This window comes from Pseudonocardia adelaidensis (assembly GCF_039543345.1).
GTDB lineage: Bacteria > Actinomycetota > Actinomycetes > Mycobacteriales > Pseudonocardiaceae > Pseudonocardia > Pseudonocardia adelaidensis.
In genome coordinates this window covers 227,831-250,161 of record NZ_BAABJO010000006.1, presented here as the reverse complement: position 1 = coordinate 250,161, position 22,331 = coordinate 227,831, and the positions used below count along the sequence as shown (strand labels likewise).

Sequence of the window (22,331 nt, the reverse complement as noted above, 5' to 3'; positions counted from 1 at the left end):
CCCGATCAGGCCGAACCGAGGGAGCCGGTCGCGAGGATCCCGCCGTCCACCCGGACCGTCTCGCCCGTGATCCAGGACGCCGCGTCCGAGACGAGGAACCCGACCAGCCGGGCGACGTCCTCCGGCGTGCCGAGCCGTTTCATCGGATAGGCCGCGCTCACCTTCTCCTCGCCCTCGGCGTAGAGGGCGGTGGCGAACCTCGTCTTCACGATCGCGGGCGCGACGGCGTTGACGCGGATGGACGGGCCGAGCTGCCAGGCCAGCTCCTCGGTGAGCCGGATGAGCGCGGCCTTCGACGCCCCGTACGCGGCGATCACGCCCGAGGAGCGGAGGCCGGCCACCGAGGCGAGGTTCACGATCGCGCCGCCGTGCTCGCCCATCCACGCCTTGTAGGCGAGCTGCACGAACCCGAGCGCCGCGACGACGTTGGTGTCGAACGTCTTGCGGACGGCGTCGAGGTCGGCGTCCATCAGGAAGCCGTAGGTGGGGTTGATGCCGGTGTTGTTGACCAGGATCGCGAGGTTGCCGAACCGTTCCACGGTGCGGCCGACGGCCTCCTCCCGCGCCTCGGCGATCCCCGCGTTGCCGGCGATCGCGAGCACGCGGGACGGATCCGCGCCCGCAGCCAGCTGCTCGGCCGCCGCGGCCAGCTCGTCCGGTTTGCGGGCGGTGATCGTGACCGACGCGCCCCTGCCGAGCAGCTCGCGCGCGATGGCGAACCCGATGCCGCGGCTCGCCCCGGTGACGAGTGCGGCACGTCCGGCGAGGCCGTCGGGGCCACTGGCATCGGCACTGTCGGCGGTGACGTCGGTCATGCCCGCGACCCTACTGCCCGAATCCGCTCGACCCGGCCGGTACTCTGGAAGGCGTGATCATGGTGCGGATCGAGTAGCGGGGCTCCACGCCGCCCTTTTCCGCTCGTACTGGAGTCCTTCACGTGATCACTGCTTCCGACCTCGAACTGCGCGCCGGGTCCCGGATCCTGCTGTCCGGTGCCACGCTGCGCGTGCAACCCGGCGACCGCATCGGCCTCGTCGGCCGCAACGGCGCCGGCAAGACCACCTCGATGCGGGTGCTCGCGGGCGAGGGCGAGCCGTACGGCGGCGCCGTCACCTCCACCGGCCCCGTCGGCTACCTGCCGCAGGACCCGCGCGAGGGCGACCTGTCCGTCACGGCCAACGACCGCGTGCTCTCCGCCCGCGGGCTCGACGTGCTGCTGCGCAAGATGGAGAAGGCGCAGACAGCGATGGCCGAGCTCGTCGACGGCGCCGAGAACGCCAAGGCGGTGCGCGAGTACGGGCGTCTCGAGGAGCGGTTCTCGGCGCTGGGCGGGTACGCGGCCGAGAGCGACGCCGCGCGGATCTGCACCCACCTCGGGCTGCCCGAGCGCGTGCTCGGCCAGCCGATGGCCACCCTGTCGGGCGGTCAGCGCCGCCGGGTCGAGCTCGCCCGCATCCTCTTCGCCGCCTCCGACGGCGGCAGCCAGAGCGCCACCACGCTGCTGCTGGACGAGCCCACCAACCACCTCGACGCGGACTCGATCACGTGGCTGCGCTCGTTCCTGTCCTCCCACGAGGGTGGCCTCGTCGTGATCAGCCACGACACCGAGCTGCTTGCCGACGTCGTCAACAAGGTGTGGTTCCTCGACGCCACGCGCGGTGAGGTCGACGTCTACAACATGGACTGGCGCCGGTACCAGGAGGCGCGGGCCACCGATGAGAAGCGCCGCCGCCGCGAGCGCGCCAATGCCGAGAAGAAGGCCGCCGCGCTGCACATGCAGGCGGCGAAGATGGGCGCGAAGGCCACCAAGGCGGTGGCGGCGAAGAACATGGCCCGCCGCGCCGACCAGCTGCTCGCGGGGCTGGAGCCCGAGCGGCAGGCCGACCGCGTCGCGAAGATCCGCTTCCCCGACCCGGCGCCGTGCGGGCGCACCCCGCTCACCGCCGAGGGCCTGTCGAAGTCGTTCGGGTCGCTCGAGGTGTTCACCGGCGTCGACCTCGCCGTCGACCGGGGCACGAAGGTCGTGGTGCTGGGCCTCAACGGTGCCGGCAAGACCACGCTCCTGCGGCTGCTCGCCGGCACCGAGACCGCCGACTCGGGCAAGGTCGTGCCCGGCCACGGCCTGCGCACCGGCTACTTCGCGCAGGAACACGACACGCTCGACATGGAGGCCTCGGTCTGGGAGAACGTCCGGCACGCCTCGCCGGACACCCCGGAGCAGCAGCTGCGCACGCTGCTCGGGGCGTTCATGTTCTCCGGGGAGCAGCTGTCGCAGCCGGCCGGCACCCTGTCCGGCGGCGAGCGCACCCGGCTCGCACTCGCCGGGCTGGTCTCCAGCGCGGCCAACGTGCTGCTGCTCGACGAGCCGACCAACAACCTCGACCCGGCCAGCCGCGAGCAGGTGTTGGACGCGCTCCGTCGCTTCTCCGGGGCGGTCGTGCTCGTCACGCACGACCCCGGCGCGGTGGAGGCGCTGGCCCCGGACAAGGTCATCGTGCTGCCCGACGGCACGGAGGACCACTGGTCGGCGGACTACCTGGAGCTCGTGCAGTTGGCCTGATCGGGCGATTTATCCCGGCCTGCGCGGCCCCCGCCCCGCCACCCGATCGGGGTGCGGCCGGGCCGGGGTCTGCGGGGGCGGCGGGCTTCCGCGGACCCCGCGCTCCCCTTCCGGAGTGACGTTCAGGTGGCGACGGGGTGACATCCGGACGTTCGGCAGGCGACAATGATCACCCGTACGCGTGATCCATTCGGCCCAACCGTTCGCCGATCATTGAGTGGATCTCCTGGCACCGGGTACTTCCGTGGACGATCATTGCCGCACCGGGGGGAGCCGGAAACGATCTGCCTGCAGTCGCAGGTGGGTGAAGGAGATCAGGTGTCATGGCCGACCTGAAGAAGGGTGCTCGTATCACCGGCACCCAGCGCGACAAGCTCGCCACCGACCTGAAGAAGAAGTACGAGAAGGGCGCCAGCATCCGCGCGCTCGCCGAGCAGACCGGCAGGTCCTACGGCTTCGTCCACCGCGTGCTGTCGGAGACGGGCGTCACCCTGCGGGGCCGCGGTGGGGCCACGCGCACCAAGAAGAAGTAGGCGCGAGCCGCCTCCTACCCCGGGGTAACCTGCCGCCATGACTACGGCGGCGATCGACCCGGAGCTCCTTCAGCGCGGCGGGCTCACGCTCGACGTCGACGGTCCGCGGGCCACGATCACGCTCGCGCGCCCCGGCGTGTTGAACGCGCAGACCCCGTACACGTGGGAGGCGCTCCGGGCGATCGGGGAGTCGCTTCCCGACGATGTCCGTGCCGTGGTGGTGCGCGGCGAGGGCCGCGCGTTCTCCGCGGGCCTGGACCGGAAGTTCTTCACCGCCACCGAGGTCGACGGGCAGCCGGGCCTCGCGGGCATCGCCGGCCTGGCGGACGAGGAGGCCGACACCACGATCGCCGCCTTCCAGGCGGGCTTCTCGTGGCTGCGCGACCCCACCCGCGTCACCATCGCGGCGGTGCAGGGGCATGCCATCGGCGCGGGCTTCCAGCTGGCGCTCGCGTGCGACCTGCGCGTGGTCGCGGACGACGTGCAGTTCTGCATGGCCGAGACCACCCTGGGCATCGTCCCGGACCTCGGCGGCACCTACCCGCTCGTGCACGCCGTCGGTTACTCGCGCGCCGTCGAGATCTGCCTGTCGGGCCGTCGGGTCGGCGCCGACGAGGCGGTCGCCATCGGCCTCGCGCTGCGCGCCGTGCCCCGCGCGGAGCTCGACGCCGCCGTCGACGCGGGCGTCGCCTCCCTGCTCGGCGCGCCGCCGAAGGCCGCGGCGGAGACCCTCGCCCTGCTCTGCGGCGTGGCCGAGGGAGCCGACCCGGCCCGGGCCCTCGCCGCCGAGCGGGCGGCCCAGCTGCGCCGGGTCCGCTCGCTGGCGGCGGGCGAGGGCTAGTCACGCCCCTGTTCAGCGGAACGGCATTCCGCTCGGTCGGCCACGGGCTGATGTCGCCGTTGGAGATCGACTCGCGATCCGTGACCGGCGAGCCGCTGCGGCCCTCCCGTGCAGGTCGGCCTGCCCGGGTGGGTGCGCGGCGCAACCGGAGGCCGGTCTCGCGGCATGATCGATGGTTCGGTGCGAGAACGGGCGGATCCGACCCGTTGTCCGGGCTGCCGCACGCGCACCGAACCGGCGATCACGGGGACATGGTGGTCAAACGATCACCGGGAGCGACCGTGTGCCCTTGGTCGCCCCGCAGAACGACCATTCGCCCTTGATCACCGCCACGGCGGCGGGTCGGGCCGCCGTCCGCCGGGTCAGGAACTGGCCTCGGCCAGTCGCGGGGGCGCCGGGAATCCGCCGACCGCCTGCTCGAACGTGTGGGCGACGCGGAGCACCGTCGCGTCGGCGAAGTGCTTCCCGATGATCATCATCCCGACCGGCAGGCCACCCGCGACGCCTGCGGGCACCGAGCAGGCCGGGTGGCCCGTGACGTCGGTGACGCAGGTGTTGGCGATCATCTCCAGCCCCCGCGGGATCACCTCCTCACGCGGTGCGCCGGGCGCAGGCCGCACGGTGGCGCGCAGCGGGAGCGTGGGCATGACGAGCACGTCGTAGCGGTCGAGCGCCTCGTCGTAGGCGGCGCGGAGCCGGGGTGCGAGGTTGCGGGCCATGGCGTAGTACCGGCCGTGCCCGCGCTCGACGGCGTAGCCGCCGGTCAGCAGCACGAGCTGCACGGTCTCGGAGAACTCGCTGCCGTCGGCGCGCCACCGGCGGCCGTAGTGCTCGATCACCTCGGGGTCGTAGAGACCCTCCCAGTTCATGCCGTACCCGTTGCCGTCGACCATCTGGTTCATCGCGCCCTCGGTGGCGATGACGTCCCAGATGCGCGCGCCGTGCGCGTGCCACGGGATCGAGATCTCCTCCGCGGTGAGGCCCGCGCTGCGCAGGACGTCGACGCCCGCGCGCACCGCGTCGTCCACCTCGGGCTCGGAGTTCGGGTGGCCGAAGCCTTCGGCGACCACCCCGATCCGCAGGCCGTCGGCGCCGCGGGCGAGGGCGCCCACGTAGTCGTCGGGCACGACGTCGCGGGGCTGGCGGGGGTCGAGGCCGTCGGGGCCCGCGATGACCGACAGCACGAGCGCCGCGTCGGCCACGGTGCGGGTGATCGGCCCGACGTGGTCGATGGTCTGCTCGATCGGGAAGGCCCCGGTGTAGGGGACCAGGCCGTACGTGGGCTTGTGACCGACGGTGCCGCTGTAGGCGGACGGGATGCGCACCGAGCCGCCCTGGTCGCCGCCGGTGGCGAGGTCCACGACGCCGCCCGCGACCAGCGCGGCGCTGCCCGAGGACGAGCCGCCCGCCGAGCGGGCCTCGTCCCACGGGTTGCGCACCGGCCCGGGGCGGGAGGTGTGGGAGCCGCCGGAGAAGCAGAGGTCCTCGCAGACCGCCTTGCCGGCGATGGTGGCGCCCGCGGCGAGCAACCGCGTGACGACGGTGGCATCGCGCAGCGGGACGTAGCCCTCCAGGTACGGCGAGCCGTTCATCATCGGCACGCCCGCCACGGCGGTGTTGTCCTTGACCGCGACGGTGCGGCCCGCGAGCGGGCCCTGGCCGCCCTCGGTGATGTCGGTGGTGACGTACCAGGCGCCGTAGGGGTTCTCGGCGTCGGCCGGGCGCTGCCACGTGCGCTCGGGCGCCACCGGCGCCGATGCCGCGTACAGCTGCTCGACGACGTCCCACGACGACAGCAGCCCGTGGACGAACGGGCCGAACGAGGCGATGTCGTCGTCGGAGAGCCCGAGGCCGTAGCGCTTGGCTGCGGCGTGGAGTGCGGCGCGGTCGGGCGGGTCAAGGGGCATGGCCGGGCCTCCTCGGGAGCGGGGTGTGTCGTGACCGTAGTACGGGCGGGGAGTACTGGAGGGCCTCGTCGTGTTGGAACGGTGGTTGCAACGGTGTAAGTGAGGGGGGCCGCGATGGACCGGCCGATGGGGATGCTGCGCGGGGTCGTGCGCGCCGCGGACGCGCCCGCATCGATCAAGAAGGGCACGATCCCGCGGATCTGGGCGTTCGCGCGCCCCCACCGCGCCCGGTTGTTCGCGTACCTGCTGCTCACGGTCGTGTCGGCCACCGTGGGCGTGCTCACGCCCGTGCTCGCCGGGCGGGTGGTGGACGCGATCGTCGGGGGCGGCGCGGTGTCGGTCGCGGCGGCCACGGTGGTCGGGCTGGCCGCGGGGATCGCGGCGCTCGCGATCGTGGAGGCCGTCGTCGGGCTGGTCTCGCGCTGGTTCTCCTCCCGCATCGGGGAGAGCGTGATCGTGGACCTGCGCCGCGCCGTGTTCGAGCACGTGCAGCGGATGCCGGTGGCGTTCTTCACCCGCACCCGCACCGGTGCGCTGGTGAGCAGGCTGAACAACGACGTGATCGGTGCGCAGTCGGCGATCACCTCGACGCTGGCCTCCGTGCTGAGCAACGCCATCCAGCTCGCGCTCGCGCTCGGCGTGATGATCTCGCTCGCGTGGCAGGTCACGCTGCTCGCGCTCGTGCTGCTGCCGATCTTCGTGATCCCCGCGCGCCGCTTCGGGCGCCGCATCGCCGACCTGCGCCGGGAGGCCGCCGACCTGAACGCGGGCATGGGGAACCAGATGACCGAGCGGTTCTCCGCGCCCGGCGCCACGCTCGTGAAACTGTTCGGCCGGCCGGACGAGGAGGCGCGCGAGTTCGGCGAGCGGGCCGAACGCGTCCGCGACATCGGCGTGCGCACCGCGATGGTCTCGCGGGTGTTCGTCACGGCGCTGTCGCTGGTGTCGGCGCTCGCGCAGGCGCTCGTCTACGGGCTGGGCGGCTGGCTCGCCGTCACCGGCCGGATCGAAGCGGGCACCGTCGTCACGCTCGCGCTGCTGCTCACCCGCCTGTACACGCCGATGACCGCGCTCGCGAACGCGCGCGTGGACGTGATGACCGCGCTCGTGTCGTTCGAGCGCGTCTTCGAGGTCCTCGACCTGAAGCCGATGATCACCGAGCGGCCCGGCGCCGTCGCCCTGCCCGACGGCCCCGTCGACGTGCGCCTCTCCGGCGTGCGGTTCGCCTACCCGAGCGCCGAGCAGGTGTCGCTCGCGTCCCTCGAGGAGGTCGCCGTGCTCGACACCCGCGGCGGCGAGGAGGTGCTGCACGGCATCGACCTCGAGGTGGGCGCGGGGCAGCTGGTGGCGCTCGTGGGGTCCTCCGGTGCCGGCAAGTCGACGCTCGCCTCGCTCGTCCCCCGGCTCTACGACGTGGACGCCGGCTCGGTGCGGCTGTCCGGCATCGACGTGCGGGACCTGACGTTCGCGTCGCTGCGCGGGGCCGTCGGCGTCGTCACGCAGGACGGGCACCTGTTCCACGACACGATCCGCGCCAACCTGCGCTACGCCGCGCCGGGGGCGACCGACGCCGAGATCGCCGACGCGCTGCGCCGGGCCCGCCTCGGCGACCTCCTCGACACCCTGCCCGACGGCCTCGACACCGTGGTGGGGGAGCGCGGCTACCGGCTCTCCGGTGGGGAGCGCCAGCGCCTGACGATCGCCCGGCTGCTGCTCGCCAGACCCCGCGTGGTGATCCTCGACGAGGCCACCGCCCACCTCGACTCGGAGTCCGAGGCGGCCGTTCAGGAGGCCCTCGCCGAGGCCCTCGACGGCCGCACCGCGATCGTCATCGCGCACCGCCTCTCCACGGTGCGCGCCGCCGACCGGATCGCGGTGCTGGAACACGGCCGGATCGTCGAGAGCGGCACCCACGACGAGCTGCTGGCCCTCGACGGGCGTTACGCCGCGCTGCACCGCACGCAGTTCGCGCTCGAACCCGGGCCGGAGGGCGTCGAGTGCGGGATCCCCGGATGCACCGCCCGGCACCGGGAGGAGCACCTGGTGGGCTGACCCGGCGGAACACCCGCTCGCACACCAACTATGGCGCCCGCACACGAACTGCAGTTGCTGTGCCGGCACCAGGCTTGGTGTACGAGCGCCGGTTCACCTCCGCCGGACCGAGCCCTCCACCACGTCGAGGACCCGCTCCAGGTGGTCGGCGCGCAGGCCCATCGCCAGCTGCGACACCAGGCCCTCGAGCACCAGCTCCAGGTAGCGCGCCAGCACGGGGACGGGGACGTCGTCCCGCAGGATGCCGGCGGCGGCCTGGCGGGCGAGGCGCTGCTCGGTGGCCGCGGTGAGCGCCTCGGCGTGCGCGCGCCAGCGGGCGCGGAAGCCGGGGTCGGTGCGACCGCGGCGGGCGACCTCGAGGAAGGTGCCGGTCCAGCCGGTGTCGAGGGGTTGCGGCGACGACAGCAGCTCGCGCATCACCTGGACGAGGCCCTGCTCGGCCACGACGTCGGCCATCCGCTCGGCGTCCTGTTCGGCGAGGGCCAGGAACAGGGCTTCCTTGTCGCGGTAGTGGTGGAAGATGGCACCCCGCGACAGGCCCGTGGCCTGTTCCAGCCGCCGGACGGTGGCGCCTTCGTAGCCGTGGCGGGCGAAGCAGCTGCGGGCGCCGTCGAGGATCTGCTGCCGCCGTGCTGCGAGCTGGTCGGTGCTGACCCTGGGCACCCCGACCACGATACCGGCCTCCCCGACCGTACGTACGGCTTGGGAGGGACGTCGGCGCCGGAGGTCGCGTCCGAGGTCGCGTCGGACGTCATCGTCTCGTCACCCGAAAATGTCAGGGCCCGAGGGTAGCGTCGCGGGCATGTCGGAAAAGGCCGGGATGATCACCGGCACGGTGGCGGTGCCGCACCAGAGCCCGGGTCCGGAGGCGGGTCGCCCCGATCCGGGGCCATCGGTGCTGCGCGACTGCGCCGATGCCGAGACCCACGTCGGGTCGGTGTGCTTCAAGCACGGGCCACCGCGGCTGCTCGGTGTCGAGCTGGAGTGGCTCCTGCACCGCCCGCCCGAGCAGCGCTCGGTGCCGGAGGCCGCGGAGCTCGCCACCGCGCTCGGCCCGCACGCCCCGCCCAGCATCCACCCGTCGTCCCCCGCTCAGCCGCTTCCCTCCGGTTCCACCGTCACGGTCGAACCCGGCGGTCAGGTCGAACTGGCCAGCCCCCCGAGCCCCGACCTCACCGCCCTCCTGCAGACCGTCATCGCCGACGCGGCCGTCCTGCACGAGCGCCTCGCCGCCGCCGGGCTCCGCCCCTCGCCCCGCGCCACCGACGCGATCCGCCCGCCCCGCCGCATCCTGCAGCTGCCGCGCTACGCGGCCATGGAGGAGTCCTTCGACCGCCGCGGGCCGTTCGGCCGCAGCGCGATGTGCTCCACCGCGGCCGTGCAGGTCAGCCTCGACGCGGGAGAGGCGACCGATGTCGGTGCCCGGTGGGCCGCGCTGCACGCACTGGGCCCGGTGCTGCTCGCCGCGTTCGCGAACTCGCCCACGCTGCACGGCAGGCGCACCGGCTGGAAGTCCTCGCGCTGGGCGTGCTGGCAGAGTGCCGACCCGGCCCGCACCGCGCCGCCGCCCGCGGCCGCCGTGAGCGGTGCCGACCCGAGAGCGGCGTGGGCGCGCCGGGTGCTCGACACGCCCGTGCTGGCCGTGCGCAGGCCCGGCGCGTGGACGGTGCCGCGCGGCGTCACCTTCGCCGACTGGGTCCGCGGCGCCCTGCCGGAGCCCCCCACCACGGCCGATCTCGACTACCACGTCACCACCCTCTTCCCGCCGGTGCGCCCGCACGGTCACCTCGAGGTGCGCTACGTCGACGCCCAGCCGGGCCGGCGCTGGGCGTTGCCGGTCGCGGTGCTGGTGGGGCTGCTGTCCGACCCCGCCACGATCGACCAGGTGCGTGCGGAATGCGCCCCGGCGGTCGGCCGGTGGACCTCGGGCGCCCGCCACGGTCTGGCCGACCGCGTGCTCGCCCGCGCCGCGTCGAGGGTGTTCGAGCTGGCGATCCGCCGGCTGCCCGCCGTCGGCGCCCCCCGGTGGGTGGCCGACGAGCTCACCGCCATGCACGAGCACCAGGTACTCCGCGGGCGATGTCCCGCCGACGATCCGGATGTCCCGGAGGGAGCGATCCCATGACCACCAGCCCCGCCACCGCACTCACACCGGAGGACCTGCGCACCCGCGTCGCCGACCTGCTCGCCGAGTCGCGGGCGCGCAGCACCGCCCTCACCGACGCCGTCGACGAGTCCGACCTCGTGGCCCAGCACTCACCGCTGATGTCGCCGCTGGTCTGGGACCTCGCCCACGTCGGCAGCCAGGAGGAGCTGTGGCTGGTGCGCGACGTCGGCGGCCGCGAGCCGCTGCGCCCCGAGATCGACGGGCTCTACGACGCGTTCCAGCACAACCGCGCGAGCCGGGTCGACCTGCCGCTGCTCACGCCGGCCGAGACCCGCACCTACGTCGCGGAGGTCCGCGACAAGGCGCTCGACGCGCTGGAGCGCAGCCCGCTCACCGGGCGCAGGCTCGTCGAGCACGGGTTCGCGTTCGGCATGATCGTGCAGCACGAGCAGCAGCACGACGAGACGATGCTCGCCACCCACCAGCTACGCGCCGGGGCGCCGGTCCTGCACACGCCGCCGCCGCCCCCGGGGCGCCCGCCCGCGGTCCGTGAGGTGCTGGTGCCGGGCGGCCCGTTCACGATGGGCACGTCAACCGAGCCGTGGGCGCTGGACAACGAGCGGCCGGCCCACCCCGTCGACGTGCCGGCGTTCGTGATCGACACCGCGGCCGTCACGAACGGCGAGTACATGGCGTTCGTCGAGGCCGGCGGCTACGACGACCCGCGGTGGTGGACCGAGGAGGGCTGGGCCCACCGGGTGTCGGCAGGCCTGGTCGCGCCGCAGTTCTGGCAGCGCGACTCCGGATCGAAGGGGGCGGGCACCTGGTACCGGCGCCGGTTCGGGGTGGTGGAGCCGGTGCCGGCCGACGAGCCGGTCGTGCACGTCTGCTTCCACGAGGCGCAGGCGTACGCGCGCTGGCTGGGCAAGCGGCTGCCCACCGAGGCGGAGTGGGAGAAGGCCGCCCGGTACGACCCGGCCACCGGGCGTTCGCGGCGCTTCCCGTGGGGCGACGAGGACCCCACGCCCGCCCACGCCAACCTCGGGCAGCGCCACCTGCAGCCCGCCGCGGCGGGTGCCCACCCGCTCGGTGCCTCCGCGCTGGGTGTGCAGCAGCTGATCGGCGACGTCTGGGAGTGGACGAGCTCGGGCTGGCACCCGTACCCGGGCTTCGAGGTCTTCCCGTACCCGGAGTACTCGCAGGTGTTCTTCGGGGGCGACTACCGGGTGTTGCGGGGCGGCTCGTTCGGCACCGCGCCCGCCGCGATCCGCGGCACGTTCCGCAACTGGGACCACCCGATCCGCCGGCAGATCTTCTCCGGCTTCCGGTGCGCGCGCGACGCCCGGCCCGATGACGGGGTCGCCTAGTGTGCCGCCACCTGGCGTACGTCGGGCCGCCGGTGACGCCGGCGTCCCTGGTGCTCCAGGTGCCGCACTCGCTGCTGCACCAGAGCTACGCCCCCGCCGACATGCGCGGCGGGGGCACGATCAACGCCGACGGCTTCGGTGCGGGCTGGTACCCCGACCCCGGTGGCCCGGCGGCGCGTTACCGCAGCGCCCTGCCGATCTGGTCCGACGCCTCGTTCGCCTCGGTCGCCGCGGCCACCCGCTCCGGCGGGGTGCTGGCTGCGGTCCGGTCGGCCACGGTGGGCATGCCGGTCACCGAGGCCGCCGCTGCGCCGTTCGGGGAGGGGCGGTGGTTGTTCAGCCACAACGGCGTGGTCCAGGGATGGCCGCAGTCGATGGCGGGGCTCGCCGGCGTGCTGCCCGTCACCGACCTGCTCACCCTCGACGCCCCCACCGACGCCGCGCTGCTCTGGGCGCTGGTGCGCCACCGCCTGCGCGCGGGCACCGAGCCGGGTGACGCGCTGGCCGGCGTCGTCGCCGACGTCGTGGCCGTGGCGCCCGGGTCCCGGCTGAACCTGTTGCTCACCGACGGCACCGGGATCTGGGCCACGGCCTGGTACCACGCCCTCTCCGTCCGCACCGACGACGGGAGCGCCCTGGTCGCCTCCGAGCCGCTCGACGGCGATCCGGGCTGGTGCCCGGTTCCCGACCGCCACCTCGTCACGGCCGGGCCCGGCGGCCACTGCTGCGTTCCGCTGGTGGGCACACCCGCGCCGACGATCCAAGGAGTGCGATGACCGCCCCGCTCGACGTCCACCTCACGGGCGCCGACGCCGACACCGCCCTGCGCGCCGACGCGCGCGCAGGCCTCACGGCCCGGCCCAAACACCTGCCGCCGAAGTGGTTCTACGACGCGCGCGGCAGCGCGCTCTTCGAGAAGATCACGGAGCTGCCCGAGTACTTCCCCACGCGCACGGAGCGCGCGCTGCTGGAGCGCACCGCCGACGCCATCGCGGTCACGTCGGGCGCCGACACGATCGTCGAGCTCGGTTCCGGTTCCTCGGCCAAGACCCGCTTGCTGCTCGACGCGTTCCGCCGCACCGGGTCGCTGCGCCGGTACGTGCCGCAGGACGTGAGCGCGTCCGCGCTGCGTGATGCGATGTCGGAGCTGGCGGCCGACTACCCCGGCCTGGAGCTGCACGGCGTGGTCGGCGACTTCACCGCGCACCTGGACCGGCTGCCTCCGGAGGGCCACCGCATGGTCGCCTTCCTCGGCGGCACGATCGGCAACCTGCTGCCGCCGGAGCGGGCGGGGTTCCTGCGGGCGCTGCGGGCGGCGCTGCGGCCGGGGGAGCAGTTCCTGCTCGGCACCGGTCTCGTCGCCGACCCGGCAGTGCTCGTGCCCGCCTACGACGACGCGGCCGGCGTCACCGCCGAGTTCAACCGCAACGTGCTGCACGTGCTCAACCGGGAGCTGGGTGCCGACTTCGACGTCGACGCGTTCGACCACGAGGCCGTGTGGGACGCGGAGAACGAGTGGATCGAGATGCACCTCGTCGCACGGCGGGCGATGACGGTCACCGTGGCGGCGCTCGACCTCACGGTCGAGTTCGCCGCGGGGGAGGAGATGTGCACGGAGGTGTCGGCCAAGTTCCGGTTGCCGGGGCTGCGCGCGATGCTGGCCGACGCCGGGTTCACCGTCGTCGGCAGCTGGGCCGACCAGCAGGAGCGGATGGCCCTCACCCTCGCCGCCGCCGACTGAGCCGCCGGCGGGCCGCCGGTCTGCCAGGATCGGGCGGGTGAGTCCCGACTGGCGTTCCGAGGGGGTCCGCGTCGTCCCGGGCGACGCGCTCGACACGAACACCCCGCAGACACCCGGCATGCACCGCGCGGCGGCGATCACCGCCGCCCGCACGGGGGCGCAGAAGCTGTGGGCGGGCACGGTCACGATCCACCCGGGTGCGCGCACCGGGGCCCACCACCACGGTGAGCTGGAGAGCGTGATCTACGTGGTGCGCGGCCGGGCGCGGATGCGGTGGGGCGAGCGGTTGGAGTTCACCGCGGAGGCCGGGCCCGGCGGGTTCATCTTCGTACCGCCGTTCGTGCCGCACCAGGAGATCAACGCGCTCGACGACGAGCCGCTCGAGTGCGTGCTCACGCGCAGCGGGCAGGAGCCGGTCGTGGTGAACCTCGACATCGAGGGCGTGCCGGAGCCCGAGCACGTGCCGTGGGTCGATCCCGCCCACCCCGCGTGAGGGCGGGCGGATACCGGCATTCGGTTGTCGAATGATCCTCGTCGTGCCACTCCATTGACGCGCGGGACGTGGTCCGGCGAAGGTCGGACCACACGGAGATCGTCCCGCGGGTATCCGCCGCCGGGACGCCCACCGGGCCCCGTACCGGTGGTGGACGCGCCGCGGCAGGTCGCTGCGGCGCAGGAGGTGAGAAGACCCCATGGTGGAGACACCCGACATCGTCCGGCCCGACCCCGAGCTCGTGGCCGGGTTGGAGCGCATCGGGAGTGCGACGGCCAGCAGCGAGCTCTCCAAGCAGTTCGGCATCCGCAGCGCCCACATCGCCGGCCCGGTCTGCCGGACGCCCGGCACCCGCGTGGCCGGTCCGGCGCTCACCCTGCAGTGCCTGCCGAAGCGGGAGGACCTCTACCCGGTCGACGAGTACAGCCAGCCGGAGCGGCAGCTGCACCGGCACGTCCTCTACCACACCCAGCCGGGCGACATCGTGGTCGTCGACGCCCGCGGGGACATGACCAGCGGGATCTTCGGCGAGATGATGCTCACCTACTTCGCCGGCAAGGGCGGCAAGGGGATCGTCGTCGACGGCTGCATCCGCGACTTCGGTGACGCGTCCCGGCTCGGCATCGGGATGTGGCTGCGCGGCACCACGCCCAACTTCCACACCCAGACCGGCATCGTGCCGACCGCGGTGAACGTGCCGGTCGCGTGCGGCGGCACCGTCGTGGTGCCGGGCGACATCATCGTCGCCGACGACGACGGTGCCGTGGTCGTGCCGATCGCGCTGGCCCCGAAGCTGCTCGAGGTGGCGGGCGAGCACGCCGAGTGGGAGGAGTTCTCCCGGATCAAGCTCGCGGAGGGGGGCGACCTGCAGCGGTACTACCCGCTGTCGGACGCCGCACGCCCGGAGTACGAGGAGTGGCGGCGGGCCCAGGCAGAGCGCTGACCGGGGCGGACGGCCATCCGCCCGCGTGAACGGGTGGCCGTCGCCCGGACGTCGTGCATCGGCGCCACCGCCGTCAATGTTTCATTGACGCCGCCCGATCGGCAACCGATCGTTGACCCGGGGGTAGTGCGAACCCGCAATCACTGCGTCGAGCTGCTCATCGAACACGGGTGGCGCCGGGGTCAGGACCTGCCGCGCACGGCCTTGCGGATCTGCTCGATCGGCGCCTTCGGCTCCCGCTCGGCCGTCAGCAGGCCGTTGGTCTCCTGCATCGTGTCGGTGAGCTGGGTGTAGCAGGAGCCGGCGAGGTACGTGCTGGCCCGGATGCCGTCGTAGAGGGCGGTGATGCGGGCGATCCAGTTCTCCGCGTCGGTCGCGGCGGTGTATCCCCACCCGTCGGCACACCGCTCGCCCGGTTGGAAGGCGATGCCGCCGAACTCGGTGAGCATCACCGGCTGGCTGCGGTCCGCCGCCACGTCGAGGAGGATTCGGCGTCCGGCCGGGCCCATCCCGGAGAGCAGGCGGGCCCGCGCCGCCGCGTCGGCGTAGGTCCGGGCGAGCACCGCGCCGTCGCCCTCGTAGTCGTGCACGGTGAGGATGTCCGAGTTCTGCTGCTCCCACCCGTCGTTGGAGATCACGGGCCGGGTGGGGGCGAGACCGCGGGTGAGGTCGGTGAGCGCCCGCCAGGGCCGAGCCTCTGAGGAAGGATCGGCGGCCGATGGTGTGCGAGCTCACGCGCCGTCTCCTCCGACCGACATCCAGGTGCGCCGCAATTCACAGCGCTACAAGGTCGAGGGTCAAGGAGGGGTGGAGTCGCCGCCGGCGGCGGTTCCCGTGGTCCCCGCGGCCTCAGCCGAGGGCGACGTGTCCGAGCAGCGCCAGCGCGCCCACGCCCGCCATGGCGAGCACGGCGGGACGGGTCCAGCCGTGGTCCAGGAGGCGCCGCACCGGGCCGGACAGCAGGAAACCCGCGATCAGGAACGGCACCATGACGGCGGCCGCCCCCACTGCGTCGGCGCTGAACTGGCCGCCCACGAACAGCCCGGTGAGGGACAGCAATGACCCGGCCACGAAGTAGGCCGCGAGCGTGGCACGCACCCGGGCGCCGGGCGCGTGCTGGTAGAGCAGCGCGACGGGCGGCCCGCCGATCGCGGACGCGGTGCCTGCCGCGCCGGACACGACCCCGGCCAGCAGCAGCGCCGGCACGGTGGGGCGCGGGCGCCACCGCACCACCGACAGGGCCACGCAGGCCAGCACGACGACGGCCACCGCCAGGCCGAACCAGCGGGGTGGCAGCACCGCCACGGCGAGGACGCCGATCACGATTCCCGGGAGGCGGCCGAGCAGTGCCCATCCGACGCCGGTCCAGTCGGCGTCGCGGTACTCGCGGCGCAGCGTGAGCATCGCGTGCGTGGTGGCGAGCAGCAGCATCGGGACGGGCACGAGCCGCGGGTCGATGATCGCCAGCAGCGGCGCGGACACGAGCGCGATGCCGAACCCGACCGACCCCTGCACCAGCGCTCCGAGCGCGACGGCGAGCCCGGCGAGCGCGATGGTCACGGGCTCGACAATAGTCCGTACATTGTCAACGAATCATTGACGCCAGCGGATCGACAACGGATCGTTGACGCCGCGGAGCGGGGGAGACGGCGGCCGCGGCGGCCGCCGCCACGGCCCGGATTGCAGCAAAGCCACTTTCCTGCAACGTCGCTGCAGGAAAGTGGCTTTGCTGCAACAGGGGAGGCCGCGCGTCAGCCCCGTCGCAGCCGCACCTCCAGGCTCAGCCCCTCGGCCCCAACCTCGCAGCTGCCGAACGCGCTCGCCGCGGCGGCCGCGCGGAAGTGGTCGGCCGCGTAGGCGCGGCGGCGCAGGCCGGAGAGCGTCACGCGGGTGAACGCGGCGTTGACGAGGCCGAGCCCCATGCCGTCCACCTCGCGGCGGATGTCCGCGGCCGTGGCGTCGCGGTTCATGTCGCCGATCACGGCGGTGCCGCCCGGACGGAGCACGCGGTGCATCTCGTCGAGCGCGGCGACCGGGCGTCCGAAGTTCTTGAACGCGGCCTGGCAGACGACGAGGTCGACCGAGGTGTCGGGCAGCGGGAGGCCGGCGGCGTCGCCGTGCAGGAAGCGGGCGTCGACGCCTGCGCGGCGGGCCGCGTCGGTGGCGAGCCGGACGAACGTGGCGCTGAGGTCGACGCCGGTGACGTCGAACCCGAGGCGGGCCAGCTCCACGGCCAGGTAGCCGGGGCCGGGAGCGACCTCGAGGATGCGTGCGCCCTCGGGGAGGGCGGCCGTCAGCTGGGCGGCCTGCGTCCGCACGGCGGCGAGCTGCACGGCGGTGCCGCGGATGCGGGCGTACCAGCGGGCGATCGGGCCTTCCATGCTGAGCGCCTGCGGTCGGAAGGGGCGGATGTCGGGCATGACTGCTCCGTTTTCTCGGGACGGGTGAATGCCCGAACGGCGGAGAAGCCCGGATATCCTGCTGGTGCTGCCTCGTGGCCGGTGCCGTTCCGCGGTTCGGTGCGGGGTACTGGCCCCGGCGCGGTGTTGCCGCACCCGCCGGGGCCGCTCTCTCAGCTGCTCGTCTCCGGCGTCCCCCTCTCCATCGCGGCGTGCCGGTCGCGCCACTGCTGCAGGTCGGGGAAGGCGCCGCGATCGAGCTCGTCGAGCAGGCCGCGGGTGAACGCGGCGTCGGCCTCGCGGAGCGCGAGGTCGTACTCGGCCTCCACGAGGAACATCCGCGGGACCTCCTCCCGGTGCCGCTCGAGGGCCGCGCGCTGGGCGGCGTTCTCCTCCTCGAGCCGGGCCAGTCGCTCCCGCAGCAGCGCAGGGACCTCGTCGGGGCCCAGGACCGCCCAGACGGACAGGCCCGCCTCGAAGCGGGGCGGCTCGTGGACGGGCACGGCGATCAGCTCGCGCACCCAGTCCCGCAGCTCGCGGCGGCCGTCATCGGTGATCCGGTAGACCGTGCGCTCGGGGCGCGCGCCGTGGCGGGCGTTCTCGGCGACCTCGATGAAGCCGTGTCGGTGCAGGTTGCGCACGACCGTGTAGAGCGAGCCCCACTTGAGGCCCATGTCCCGGTCCTTGCCGCGCTCGCGGATCACCGTGGCGATCTCGTAGGGGTGCATCGGCCGCTCGACGACCGTGGCGAGCACGGCGAGGCCGAGCAGGTTGCGCACCTTCCGAGCCATCCGGCCTCCTTACTCGTGCACGAGTATACGCACACGAGTATTGCCGTGGCACGAAGGAACCCCCGCCCTCGGACGGGCGGGGGCTCCTCTCCGCCGTCAGCTGCGCAGCATGCCGCGCAGGACGTACTGCATGATCCCGCCGTTGCGGTAGTAGTCCGCCTCGCCGGGGGTGTCGATGCGCACCGTCGCGTCGAACTCGATCTTCTCGCCGGACTCCTTCGTGGCCGTGACGTGCACGGTGCGCGGCGTGGAGCCCTCGTTGAGGGCCGTGACGCCGCTGACGTCGAACGTCTCGGTGCCGTCGAGGCCCAGGGACGTGGCCGACTCGCCCTGCGGGAACTGCAGCGGCAACACGCCCATGCCGATCAGGTTGGAGCGGTGGATGCGCTCGTAGCTCTCCACGATCACGGCCTTGACGCCCAGCAGCGCCGTGCCCTTGGCCGCCCAGTCGCGGGACGAGCCCGAGCCGTACTCCTTGCCGCCGAGGACGACGAGCGGCGTGCCCTGCGCCGCGTAGTTCTGCGCGGCGTCGTAGATGAACGCCTGCGGCCCGCCCTCCTGGGTGAAGTCGCGCGTGTAGCCGCCGCTCACGCCGTCCAGCAGCAGGTTCCGCAGCCGGATGTTGGCGAACGTGCCGCGGATCATCACCTCGTGGTTGCCGCGGCGGGAGCCGTAGGAGTTGAAGTCCCGCTTCTCCACGCCGTGCTCGCGCAGGTACTGCCCGGCGGGGGTGTCCTCCTTGATCGAGCCGGCGGGGGAGATGTGGTCGGTCGTGACCGAGTCACCGAGCAGCGCGAGCACCCGCGCGCCGGCGATGTCCTGCACCGGCGACGGCTCCAGCTGCATGCCCTCGAAGTACGGGGGCTTGCGGACGTAGGTGGAGTCGGGGGCCCACTCGAAGGTGTCGCCCTCGGGCGTGGGCAGCGAGCGCCACCGCTCGTCGCCCGTGAAGACGTCGGCGTAGCGCCCGGTGTACATCTCCTGGCTGATCGCGCTGTCGATCGTGGCCTGCACGTCCTGCGGCGACGGCCAGATGTCGCGCAGGAACACGTCGTTCCCCTCCGGGTCCTGGCCGAGCGGCTGGGTCTCGAAGTCGAAGTCCATCGTGCCGGCCAGCCCGTACGCGATGACCAGGGGCGGCGAGGCCAGGTAGTTCATCTTGACGTCGGGGTTGATGCGGCCCTCGAAGTTGCGGTTGCCCGACAGCACGGACACGACCGCGAGGTCGGCATCGTTGACCGCCGCGGAGATCTCGTCGGGCAACGGGCCGGAGTTGCCGATGCAGGTGGTGCAGCCGTAGCCGACGAGGTGGTAGCCGAGCTTCTCGAGGTACGGCCACAGCCCCGAACGCTCGTAGTAGTCGGTGACGACCTTCGAGCCCGGTGCCATCGTCGTCTTCACCCACGGCTTGACCGCGAGCCCCTTGTCGACCGCGTTCTTCGCCAGCAGCGCGGCGCCCAGCATCACGGAAGGGTTCGACGTGTTGGTGCACGAGGTGATCGCGGAGATCACGACGGCGCCGTGGTCGAGCTCGAACGTCGTGCCGTCCGCCATGGTGACCTGCGTCGGCTTGCTCGCCCGCCCGCCCGCGCCTGCGGCCGCGGAGATGGGCGTGCGGGGCGCGCCGTTGCCGGTGGCGCTCCCGACGGCGGCCGGGTCGCTCGCGGGGAAGCTCTCCTCGACGGCCTCGTCGAGCGCCGAGTGCGGCGCCGGGGTGCCGTCGGCGTAGTCGACGAGCGCGGAGCGGAAGGAGTTTTTCGCCTCGGTCAGCGCGATGCGGTCCTGCGGCCGCTTCGGCCCGGCGATCGAGGGGACGACGGTGGACAGGTCCAGCTCGAGGGTCTCGGAGTAGACGGGCTCCCGCGACGGGTCGTGCCAGAGCCCCTGCTCCTTGGCGTACGCCTCGACGAGCTCGACCTGCGCGTCCGGCCGGCCCGTGAACTTCAGGTAGCGGATCGTCTCGTCGTCGATCGGGAAGATCGCGGCGGTGGAGCCGAACTCGGGGCTCATGTTGCCGATCGTCGCCCGGTTGGCCAGCGGCACGGCGCCGACGCCCTCGCCGTAGAACTCGACGAACTTGCCGACCACGCCGTGCTTGCGCAGCATCTCGGTGATCGTCAGCACGACGTCGGTGGCGGTGGCGCCCGCCGGGATCTCGCCGGTGAGCTTGAAGCCGACCACGCGCGGGATGAGCATCGAGACGGGCTGGCCGAGCATGGCCGCCTCGGCCTCGATGCCGCCGACGCCCCACCCGAGCACACCCAGGCCGTTGACCATGGTGGTGTGCGAGTCGGTGCCGACGAGGGTGTCGGGGTAGGCCTGGCCGCCCCGGGTCATCACGACCCGCGCGAGGTACTCGATGTTGACCTGGTGCACGATGCCGGTGCCCGGCGGCACCACCTTGAACTCGCTGAAGGCGCCCTGCCCCCAGCGCAGGAACTGGTAGCGCTCGCGGTTGCGCTGGTACTCGAGGTCGACGTTGCGCTCGAAGGCGTCCGGCCGGCCGAAGAGGTCCGCGATCACCGAGTGGTCGATCACGAGCTCTGCGGGCGCGAGCGGGTTGACCTTCGCCGGGTCGCCGCCCAGCTCCGTGACGGCCTCGCGCATGGTGGCGAGGTCGACCACGCACGGAACGCCGGTGAAGTCCTGCATGACGACGCGGCCCGGCGTGAACTGGATCTCTGTGTCCGGCTCTGCCTTCGGGTCCCAGCCGGCGAGCGCGCGGATGTGGTCGGCGGTGACGTTCGCCCCGTCCTCGGTGCGCAGGAGGTTCTCGAGCAGCACCTTGAGGCTGAACGGCAGGCGCTCGGCCCCCTCGACGGCCGACAGCCGGAAGATCTCGTGCTCCGACCCGCCGGCCTGGATGGTCCCTTTCGCTCCGAAGCTGTCGGTGCTCGTCACGTGCTGTCCTCCTGGCGTGGTGGGCGCTCTCGATCGGGTTGCCCGGAGTCTCGCGCACCGACACGTCCGCGGTACGACAGGCCCGGCACCCCAAACAGTACGCTTGTCCTGCTAGCGGGTCGAGCCCGCCCCCGCTCCACCGAAGTGGTGGAAGTTGCCCCCGTTACGGGTGTGGCGACGGGTACATGTGCGCTGGAAGTGGCACAGTGCGATCGCTCGCGGAGATCGTTCGCAACACGGTCATCGCAACCCGGTCATCCACGCGACGGGAGGTCGGTCTCGTGCGGCTCGTGGGGAGTCGACGCACGTTCGTGCTGGCACTGCTCGTGGCGTCGTTGGGCGGAGCGTTGCTGACCGGGACGGGCACCGCGCTCGCCCAGGAACCGGCGCCGCCGCCCAACCCGAGCGACGACGACCTGCGGCAGAGCCGCGAGACCGTCGACGCGCGCGCCGGGGACGTGGCGCGGTTGACCTCCACGCTCGCGGAGCTGGACAGCAGGACCGACGACCTGCAGGCGGCGCTGGCGGCGCAGCGCGAGACCGCGGAGGCGGCGCTCGTGGACCTGCAGTCCGCGCAGGACGCCGCCACGGCGGCGCGGAAGCGGGCCGAGGCGGCGCGGATCGAGACGCAGGCGGCCACCGTCGCGATCGACGAGGCGCGGGCCCGGCTCGACGAGATCGTGTCCACCACGTACCTGCAGGGCCTCGACACCGGCCCGCTCGGGCTGCTCACCGAGGCCACGAGCCCGGACGACCTGCTCGCGCGCGCCGAGTACACCGACCTGATCGCGCGCACCCAGCTCCAGGCCCAGGAGGGCCTGGAGCGCGCGCGGGTGGAGAAGGCCAACGCCGACTCCTCCGCCCGCGCGGCGCTCGAGGAGGCGAAGAAGGCCGAGGCCGAGGCCGCGACCGCCAAGGCGGCGGCCGACGACGCGGTCGCCGCCGCACAGGCGGCCGCCCGCGCCCAGGCCGCGAAGCTGGCCGAGGTGGCGGCCCAGCGGGCCGACGTGCAGCGGCAGCTCGACGCCGCGGAGTCGGCCGATGCCGGCCTGCGCGCGCAGCGCAGCCGCTTCGACGACTGGCAGCGCCGGATGGCCGAGGAGCGTGCGGCGCGGGAGCGTGCGGAGCGGGATGCGGCGGCCGCGCGGGTGGCCTCGGCCGGGTCCGCGGCCGTGCGCGGCGGCGCGGCGGTCCGGCGAGTGATCGACCGGGCGATGTCGCAGATCGGGGTGCAGTACGTGTGGGGTGGCGGGAACGGCCGCGGCCCGAGCACGGGCATCCCGGACGCCTTCGGGTCGTCGCTGAACCGCGTCGGCTTCGACTGCTCGGGGCTGATGCAGTACGCGTTCAGCGGGGCCGGGGTGTCGCTGCCCCGGGTGAGCCGCAATCAGTTCCACGCGGGCGAGCAGGTGCCGGTCTCCGCCATCCGCCCGGGGGACATGGTCTTCTACCAGAACCCGGGCGCCCCGATCCACCACGTGGCGATGTACGTCGGCGACGGCAAGATGATCGAGGCCCCGTACACGGGTGGGAACGTGCGTGTGGTGCCGATGCGCACGAAGGGCCTGCTGCCCGAGGCGACGCGGGTCCTCTGACCCCCCGCCACCCGTGAGTGGACAAGAGTGCTGGAGCACTCGTATCCACTCACGGCTCTTCTGTCAATGAATCATTGACGCCTTCCGATCGTCCACCTTTC

General features: G+C 73.3%; 19 protein-coding genes. 11 read left to right on the top strand and 8 right to left on the bottom strand.

Translation table 11 applies throughout. The features are described from left to right. Window positions 1-5 precede the first annotated feature (5 nt). Entirely contained in the window at window positions 6-815 is an 810-nt protein-coding gene (locus ABEA81_RS10325) for an SDR family oxidoreductase (RefSeq protein WP_345604687.1), read from the bottom strand. A 122-nt stretch (window positions 816-937) separates the two neighbouring features. Between ABEA81_RS10325 and ABEA81_RS10320 the strand changes: the two genes are divergently transcribed. From ABEA81_RS10320 to ABEA81_RS10310, 3 genes are all read left to right on the top strand, one after another. After that, on the top strand, window positions 938-2,560 hold the full coding sequence (locus ABEA81_RS10320; protein ID WP_345604685.1) for an ABC-F family ATP-binding cassette domain-containing protein: 1,623 nt from the start codon (window positions 938-940) through the stop codon (window positions 2,558-2,560). Window positions 2,561-2,883: 323 nt separating this feature from the next. Then, window positions 2,884-3,093, top strand: a complete 210-nt coding sequence (locus ABEA81_RS10315; protein ID WP_028932228.1) for a helix-turn-helix domain-containing protein — start codon at window positions 2,884-2,886, stop codon at window positions 3,091-3,093. A 37-nt stretch (window positions 3,094-3,130) separates the two neighbouring features. Continuing rightward, window positions 3,131-3,934 carry an enoyl-CoA hydratase/isomerase family protein gene (locus ABEA81_RS10310; protein WP_345604683.1) on the top strand — a complete coding sequence of 268 codons (804 nt, stop codon included), beginning with the start codon at window positions 3,131-3,133 and terminating at the stop codon, window positions 3,932-3,934. Between the two features lie 362 nt (window positions 3,935-4,296). Here the strand turns inward: ABEA81_RS10310 and ABEA81_RS10305 are convergent, their stop codons facing one another. Next, window positions 4,297-5,841 (bottom strand): amidase, encoded by a 1,545-nt coding sequence (locus tag ABEA81_RS10305; RefSeq protein WP_345604681.1) that lies wholly within the window; start codon window positions 5,839-5,841, stop codon window positions 4,297-4,299. 114 nt (window positions 5,842-5,955) lie between these two features. Between ABEA81_RS10305 and ABEA81_RS10300 the strand changes: the two genes are divergently transcribed. After that, window positions 5,956-7,893 carry an ABC transporter ATP-binding protein gene (locus ABEA81_RS10300; protein WP_345604679.1) on the top strand — a complete coding sequence of 646 codons (1,938 nt, stop codon included), beginning with the start codon at window positions 5,956-5,958 and terminating at the stop codon, window positions 7,891-7,893. 93 nt (window positions 7,894-7,986) lie between these two features. Here ABEA81_RS10300 and ABEA81_RS10295 read toward each other — a convergent pair whose 3' ends face one another. Beyond that, window positions 7,987-8,556, bottom strand: coding sequence for a TetR/AcrR family transcriptional regulator (locus ABEA81_RS10295; RefSeq protein WP_345604677.1), 570 nt, complete (start codon window positions 8,554-8,556; stop codon window positions 7,987-7,989). A 139-nt stretch (window positions 8,557-8,695) separates the two neighbouring features. Between ABEA81_RS10295 and egtA the strand changes: the two genes are divergently transcribed. The 6 genes from egtA to ABEA81_RS10265 all read left to right on the top strand — a co-directional run bounded on the left by egtA (window position 8,696) and on the right by ABEA81_RS10265 (window position 14,544). Beyond that, the gene (egtA, locus tag ABEA81_RS10290) at window positions 8,696-10,018 is read left to right on the top strand and encodes an ergothioneine biosynthesis glutamate--cysteine ligase EgtA (RefSeq protein WP_345604675.1); all 1,323 of its coding nucleotides are present in this window, start codon (window positions 8,696-8,698) and stop codon (window positions 10,016-10,018) included. Continuing rightward, window positions 10,015-11,367, top strand: a complete 1,353-nt coding sequence (gene egtB, locus ABEA81_RS10285) for an ergothioneine biosynthesis protein EgtB (protein ID WP_345604674.1) — start codon at window positions 10,015-10,017, stop codon at window positions 11,365-11,367. The genes egtA and egtB overlap by 4 nt, the downstream gene beginning before the upstream one ends. Next, entirely contained in the window at window positions 11,367-12,143 is a 777-nt protein-coding gene (egtC, locus tag ABEA81_RS10280; protein WP_345604673.1) for an ergothioneine biosynthesis protein EgtC, read from the top strand. The genes egtB and egtC overlap by 1 nt, the downstream gene beginning before the upstream one ends. Further along, on the top strand, window positions 12,140-13,108 hold the full coding sequence (egtD, locus tag ABEA81_RS10275) for an L-histidine N(alpha)-methyltransferase (RefSeq protein WP_345604671.1): 969 nt from the start codon (window positions 12,140-12,142) through the stop codon (window positions 13,106-13,108). The genes egtC and egtD overlap by 4 nt, the downstream gene beginning before the upstream one ends. Before the next feature lie 37 nt (window positions 13,109-13,145). Next, window positions 13,146-13,601 carry a cupin domain-containing protein gene (locus tag ABEA81_RS10270; protein ID WP_345604669.1) on the top strand — a complete coding sequence of 152 codons (456 nt, stop codon included), beginning with the start codon at window positions 13,146-13,148 and terminating at the stop codon, window positions 13,599-13,601. A gap of 199 nt (window positions 13,602-13,800) precedes the next feature. Then, entirely contained in the window at window positions 13,801-14,544 is a 744-nt protein-coding gene (locus ABEA81_RS10265) for a ribonuclease activity regulator RraA (protein WP_345604668.1), read from the top strand. Window positions 14,545-14,726: 182 nt separating this feature from the next. Here the strand turns inward: ABEA81_RS10265 and ABEA81_RS10260 are convergent, their stop codons facing one another. The 5 genes from ABEA81_RS10260 to ABEA81_RS10240 form a co-directional block, all read right to left on the bottom strand. Beyond that, window positions 14,727-15,182 (bottom strand): hypothetical protein, encoded by a 456-nt coding sequence (locus ABEA81_RS10260; RefSeq protein WP_345604667.1) that lies wholly within the window; start codon window positions 15,180-15,182, stop codon window positions 14,727-14,729. Window positions 15,183-15,393: 211 nt separating this feature from the next. Next, entirely contained in the window at window positions 15,394-16,104 is a 711-nt protein-coding gene (locus ABEA81_RS10255; RefSeq protein WP_345604666.1) for a sulfite exporter TauE/SafE family protein, read from the bottom strand. 191 nt (window positions 16,105-16,295) lie between these two features. Then, window positions 16,296-16,964, bottom strand: coding sequence for a class I SAM-dependent methyltransferase (locus ABEA81_RS10250; protein ID WP_345604665.1), 669 nt, complete (start codon window positions 16,962-16,964; stop codon window positions 16,296-16,298). Between the two features lie 152 nt (window positions 16,965-17,116). Beyond that, on the bottom strand, window positions 17,117-17,734 hold the full coding sequence (locus ABEA81_RS10245) for a PadR family transcriptional regulator (RefSeq protein ID WP_345604664.1): 618 nt from the start codon (window positions 17,732-17,734) through the stop codon (window positions 17,117-17,119). A gap of 96 nt (window positions 17,735-17,830) precedes the next feature. Then, entirely contained in the window at window positions 17,831-20,635 is a 2,805-nt protein-coding gene (locus tag ABEA81_RS10240; RefSeq protein ID WP_345604663.1) for an aconitate hydratase, read from the bottom strand. 290 nt (window positions 20,636-20,925) lie between these two features. On the opposite strand from ABEA81_RS10240, the gene ABEA81_RS10235 reads away from it, so the two are divergent. After that, window positions 20,926-22,230 (top strand): C40 family peptidase, encoded by a 1,305-nt coding sequence (locus tag ABEA81_RS10235; protein ID WP_345604662.1) that lies wholly within the window; start codon window positions 20,926-20,928, stop codon window positions 22,228-22,230. Window positions 22,231-22,331 lie beyond the last annotated feature (101 nt).